General features: G+C 45.9%; 2 protein-coding genes. Both read right to left on the minus strand.

The window, feature by feature from the left end:
• Positions 1 to 96: 96 nt before the first annotated feature.
• Positions 97 to 897 carry an ExeA family protein gene (locus ADA01nite_RS21615; RefSeq protein WP_146812486.1) on the minus strand — a complete coding sequence of 267 codons (801 nt, stop codon included), beginning with the start codon at positions 895 to 897 and terminating at the stop codon, positions 97 to 99.
• Positions 890 to 1,478, minus strand: a 589-nt coding sequence (locus tag ADA01nite_RS21620) for a Mu transposase C-terminal domain-containing protein (RefSeq protein WP_174760637.1), incomplete at its 5' end; no start/stop codon positions are given. The genes ADA01nite_RS21615 and ADA01nite_RS21620, both read right to left, overlap by 8 nt.

The following is a 1,478-nucleotide window of genomic DNA, read 5'->3' on the forward strand; positions in this document are numbered from 1 at the left end:
GTTAATGACATACTATATTGTCCATAACTTGACGGCGTTTGTTGTCCGAGCTTTGACGGAAATCTTGTCCAAATCTTATTTGAAAGAAAGGGAGAATCATGACAATTCTCCCTCAACCACCCGTTTGACCATATGGTCATCTATGATGCGATGCCCGTTCTGTGCTCCATAAAGTAAACAGTGCGTGCACAGCTTGTTAATCAGCCTTGCGGCTCCTCCAGAAAAACGATGTATTTCATCGATCGCTCCATCAGAGAATATTTGCTGACTAACTCCGGCATATTGAAGATGCTTTGTTACATACTCGCCTACCTGCGCACGATCAAAGTGGCCCAGCCTGCATTGGATATCGATCCTCTGCCGAATTGCGGTAAAAGACTGTAAACGAAGGCGATCCCACAATTCGCTCTGTCCCACTAAAATGAGAGCCATCGGGCTTTGGGCATCCATTTTGAAAGTAAGCAGGAACCTCACTTCTTCAAGCATCTCACGATCCAACAGGTGGGCTTCATCCACCACTACGATAGGCTGGATACCGTGGATTCCTCTCATTAATTCAATTTCCCGATGCAGCTGCCGTTTGGCATCTCCTCTGTAAAATTTCGCTTCTGAACCCAACTGTTCCAACATTCCTTTATAAAAATGGCGTGGAGTCAGTTTCGAATCGGACAAATAAAGCACCTTAAATTTTCCGCCGTCCAGGCGATCCACAAATCGACGAATCGTGGTTGTTTTGCCTGTACCACAATCACCTGTTAATACCGCAAACAGTTGACGTTCAGCAGCGTATTTAAGCCTTCCAAGAATTTCACGCACAGAAGGGGAATCATACAGCTTTTCTGGTGGTATATCCCGTGAAAAAGGAGTGGCTTCCATTCCGTAAAACGTCTCAAACATTGTCTCCTTCCTCCTTCCATATTGCACGGAAGGCAACCGCAGGTACTTGTTCTTTCCTACGTTCCTGGTGCTTCTGCTCTGCTGCGTGTAACAGCCTGGATCTGTCAGCTTGCTGTGCCTGAAGATGCGAAGGCATAGCTGGCCGTTGGCCAGCTCTTTCACCAATGACCAATTTACGGGCTTTCCATGGAGAATGTCCTTCATACTCGATGGTAAGTTCCTCTAGATCCGCAGGATCGTACACCACATCCACTTTACAGCCGATAAAAGATAACCCAACCTCGTATTTTTGATCCATGAAACTGATACATCCTGATTTATCTACTTTCCTGGTCTCGCAATGTAGAAAGGCGTTAGCTAACGTATCAGGGTCAACAAAACGAAGGGCTTTTCGGTCACTCCGGAAGGCAGATTCAGGGCTTGTTTTTTTTCCAAGGGCAGAGTGTGGCTTTGTCTGATAACACTCGCTTAGCCATACTTGAAACAGTTCGTTCAATCGCTCCAGTGTATTCGGTTTTTCTAGTGCCACTTCACTCAGAAAGGAATCCACCAAACGGTTAAAACGCTCTACCTTACCTTTT

It is taken from the genome of Aneurinibacillus danicus, assembly GCF_007991215.1.
Lineage (GTDB): Bacteria > Bacillota > Bacilli > Aneurinibacillales > Aneurinibacillaceae > Aneurinibacillus > Aneurinibacillus danicus.